Annotated in this window: 3 protein-coding genes; 2 read left to right on the top strand and 1 reads right to left on the bottom strand. The window is 70.1% G+C overall.

What is annotated here, in order from left to right; genetic code table 11:
- Positions 1 to 361: 361 nt before the first annotated feature.
- Positions 362 to 2,029 (bottom strand): fumarate hydratase, encoded by a 1,668-nt coding sequence (locus tag ACWD3D_RS34630; protein ID WP_451464658.1) that lies wholly within the window; start codon positions 2,027 to 2,029, stop codon positions 362 to 364.
- A gap of 277 nt (positions 2,030 to 2,306) precedes the next feature.
- Here ACWD3D_RS34630 and ACWD3D_RS34625 point away from each other — a divergent pair, with 277 nt between their 5' ends.
- On the top strand, positions 2,307 to 3,002 hold the full coding sequence (locus tag ACWD3D_RS34625; RefSeq protein WP_451464657.1) for a DUF1707 SHOCT-like domain-containing protein: 696 nt from the start codon (positions 2,307 to 2,309) through the stop codon (positions 3,000 to 3,002).
- 222 nt (positions 3,003 to 3,224) lie between these two features.
- Positions 3,225 to 3,599, top strand: a complete 375-nt coding sequence (locus tag ACWD3D_RS34620; RefSeq protein ID WP_451464656.1) for a WhiB family transcriptional regulator — start codon at positions 3,225 to 3,227, stop codon at positions 3,597 to 3,599.
- The last annotated feature ends 20 nt before the right edge of the window (positions 3,600 to 3,619 follow it).

Raw genomic sequence — 3,619 nt, 5'->3', positions numbered from 1 at the left:
TGATTTCGCGAACCGCATCGAGGAACGCGTCGTTCTCTGCCGGGGTCCCCGCGGTGACCCGCAGCCATCCCGGTACGCCGTTGTCCCGGACCAGGCCCGGGCGGAGCGGCCGGGGCCCTTCGCGAAGAGCGAGATTGGCTGGAATTCGCCCATGCGCCCACGGGGTGGCTCCGGCCGCGACCCCCGGAAGGCGGACGGGGCGCCCCGGCCGGATGTCATCGGCCGGAACGCCCCGTAGGGGTCCTGTGGACTCTTTTCTGGACCTCGTGAACCTCGCGGGCACCGAAGACCTCGTGGAACCCGCAGACCCCGAAGGCCCCGCAGACCGCGAAGGCCCCGCAGACCCCGCAGACCTCGTGGATCAGGCGAGACCGGGACCGCGCACCGGGATGCTGGTGAAGGTCGGTGCCGGAGCGGGCTCGGTGAAGAAGTCGTTGCCCTTGTCGTCCACCACGACGAACGCGGGGAAGTCCTCGACCTCGATACGCCAGACCGCCTCCATGCCGAGCTCCTCGTACTCGACGACCTCGACCTTCTTGATGCAGTCCTGGGCCAGCCGGGCCGCGGGGCCGCCGATCGAGCCGAGGTAGAACCCGCCGTGCGTGCCGCACGCGTCGGTGACCTGCTTGCTCCGGTTGCCCTTCGCCAGCATCACCTTGGAGCCGCCCGCCGCCTGGAACTGCTCGACGTAGCTGTCCATCCGGCCGGCCGTCGTCGGGCCGAACGAACCGGAGGCGTACCCCTCGGGCGTCTTCGCCGGGCCCGCGTAGTAGACCGGGTGGTCCTTGAGGTACTGCGGCATCTCCTCGCCGGCGTCCAGCCGCTCCTTGATCTTGGCGTGCGCGATGTCGCGCGCCACGACCAGCGGACCGGTCAGCGAGAGGCGGGTCTTGACCGGGTACTTGGTCAGCTCGGCGAGGATCTCGTCCATCGGCCGGTTGAGGTCGATCCGCACCACGTCACCGGACTCGTCGAGGTGCTCGTCGGTGGTGTCCGGCAGGAAGCGCGCCGGGTCAGTCTCCAGCTGCTCCAGGAAGACGCCCTCGGCGGTGATCTTCGCGGTGGCCTGGCGGTCGGCGGAGCAGGAGACGGCGATGGCCACCGGCAGCGAGGCGCCGTGCCGGGGGAGGCGGACCACGCGCACGTCGTGGCAGAAGTACTTGCCGCCGAACTGCGCGCCGATCCCGATCTTCTGCGTCAGCTCGAAGACCTTCTCCTCCAGCTCCTTGTCCCGGAAGCCGTGCCCGGTGGGGGAGCCCTCGCCCGGCAGCTCGTCGAGGTAGTGCGCGGAGGCGTACTTGGCGGTCTTCAGCGCGAACTCCGCCGACGTGCCGCCGACCACGATCGCCAGGTGGTACGGCGGGCAGGCCGCGGTGCCCAGCGAACGGATCTTCTCCTCCAGGAACTTCATCATGGAGGCCTCGTTCAGGACGGCCTTCGTCTCCTGGTAGAGGAACGACTTGTTGGCGGAGCCGCCGCCCTTCGCCATGAAGAGGAACTTGTAGGCGCCGCCGTCGGTCGCGTACAGCTCGATCTGCGCCGGGAGGTTGGAGCCGGTGTTCTTCTCCTCCCACATGGTGATCGGGGCCATCTGCGAGTAGCGCAGGTTGAGCTTGGTGTACGCGTCGAAGATGCCGTGCGACAGCGCCTCCTCGTCACCGCCCTCGGTCAGCACGTTCTGCCCGCGCTTGCCCATGACGATGGCCGTGCCGGTGTCCTGGCACATCGGGAGCACGCCGGCGGCGGCGATGTTGGCGTTCTTCAGCAGGTCGAGCGCCACGAACTTGTCGTTCGAGGATGCCTCCGGGTCGTCGATGATCCGGCGCAGCTGCGCGAGGTGCGTGGGGCGCAGGTAGTGGGAGATGTCGTGCATCGCCTCGGCGGCCAGCGTGCGCAGCGCCTCGGGCGCCACCTTGAGGAACGTACGGCCGTCGGCCTCGAAGGTCGAAACACCTTCGGAGGTCACCAGCCGGTACGGCGTGGTGTCCTCTCCCACGGGGAGCAGATCGGAGTACGCAAACTCTGCCATTTCGGCCATTCCTCACTCGGTGACAGCGGCTGACCTCCCTTGGACAGCGCACCCACCAGGGTAGGGCTCGGGAGGACGGCCGGGCTTGTGAGGTAAGGCTCACCCAGGTGGGGGCGGGGGAGTGGCGAGGAGCGGGGCGGTACGGAAGCCGTCGCGGCCCGCTTCCGGTGCGGTCCTCCGCCTTGCGGCACACCGCACCGGACGCCGCCCGCCGATCCGACGCGAATTGCCGGACACGGCCTAGTCGCGATCTATCGCGTTTGGGTACGCTGGGCCGGTGGACCTCGAAAAGCAGCCTCAGCAGTCCCCGCGGCCGACGGCCACGGCCGACGCCCCGTCCGCCGGGCCCTCCGGACTCCGTGCGTCCGACGCCGACCGCGACCGGATCGCGGACATCCTGCGGGAGGCCGTGGCCGAAGGCCGGCTGACCGCCGAGGAGCACGCGGAGCGGGTGGAACTCGTCTACCGCGCCAAGACCCTCGGCGAGTTGGAACCTCTGGTGAGCGACCTTCCCGCGGCCGGGAGTTCCTCGGCCGCCCGGCCGGCCGGGAGTCCCTTCGCCTACGAGCCGGGCGTGGCCTCCGCCGACGCGGAGAAGCTCGTCGCGGTCTTCAGCAGCGCGACGCGCAGGGGCCGTTGGCGGGTCGGCGGGCGCACCCACGCGTTCGCGCTCTTCGGCACGGTGGAGATCGACCTGACCGAGGCGCTGTTCGGGCAGCGGCTCACCGTCATCAACGCGACGTCGATTTTCGGCAATGTCGAGGTCAAGGTCCCGGAGAACATCACCCTGCGCGGCAGCGGTACGGGGATCTTCGCCAACTTCGAGGTGGAGAACACCGAATCCCCCGATCCGGAGGCGCCGGTCGTCGTCGTCAACGGCTACTCGGTCTTCGGGAACGTCGAGGCCAAGCCCAAGCGGGGCAAGCTGATCGAGAACCTCCACCGCCAGCTGCGCAAGCACCTCGGACGCTGAGCGAACGGCCGGCGCGCACCCGTCGACGGATGCGCGACCGGAGCCGGGCGCAGGGGCGGGGGCGGCGCACGCGGGGCGCAAGGGGCGCTATCCGGCCAGAGGTTGGCCCGCACCCTCTTGCGTGCCCCGTTCGGCGGTGCCACTCAGCGCATAGCCGTGCGTACAGCGGGTAAAGAATCCTGCATCGTCTCTCGCTCGCGAAGCCGTCGTCAGGAGTAGACCGTGCTGCAACTGCCTCATCAGTCCGTGCAGGTCGCCGCTGTGCCCACTCAGCGAACTCCCGCACGGGAAGACCAGGCGGGCCCCTGGCATTCCGAGGCGGTGTGCCGCCGGGACGAAGCCGGGCTCTTCTTCGCTCCGTCGAAGGAGCCGACCGCCGCCCGGCTGTCCCGCGAGGACGCCGCCAAGCGGGTCTGCGCCCGCTGCCCCGTCATGGTGGAGTGTCAGGAGCATGCCCTGATGCAGCCGGAGCCGTACGGGGTCTGGGGCGGCCTCACCGCCGCCGAACGCCGGGTCGTGCTCGCCCGCAGGCGCCGGCGTGACATGGAGCTCAAGGCGGCCGCGGCTGCCAAGGGAGCGATCGCCGCCGCCGGCTGACCCACGGACCGCGCGAAGGG

It is taken from the genome of Streptomyces sp. NPDC002690, assembly GCF_053592415.1.
This window is presented reverse-complemented; position numbering and strand designations above follow the sequence as displayed.